A 288-nucleotide genomic window follows, 5' to 3' on the forward strand; every position below is an offset into this window, starting at 1 on the left:
TAAAGAGCCAAATGGAGTTGCAGCTGAAGCTGATTTAATACTTTCTTTTTCAGTTGCAAAAGCAGCAAGTTCATTCAGGCTAGCGCCACCAGCTACTGCATCTAGCTCATGTTCAGATAATTCGATAGATTTGTTGATTTCGTGAGACATAATTTACCTCGTTTGTTTGTGTTTTGTGTTGTTTGTGTTTTTTGAAAAGCAGAGGCGTACCTCTGCCAAGGAAATGAAGAATTGCTGATTTAGAAGCTTAAACTTCTGCTTGTTTTTGAACAAGAGATTCAACTTCAA

General features: G+C 37.5%; 1 protein-coding gene. It reads right to left on the minus strand.

From position 1 onward, the window contains the following. Positions 1–150: CTB family bacteriocin (locus UYI_RS37465; protein ID WP_157226426.1), on the minus strand; the 150-nt coding region annotated here is incomplete at its 3' end. Positions 151–288: the final 138 nt, after the last annotated feature.

It is taken from the genome of Fischerella muscicola PCC 7414, assembly GCF_000317205.1.
Classification (GTDB): domain Bacteria; phylum Cyanobacteriota; class Cyanobacteriia; order Cyanobacteriales; family Nostocaceae; genus Fischerella; species Fischerella muscicola.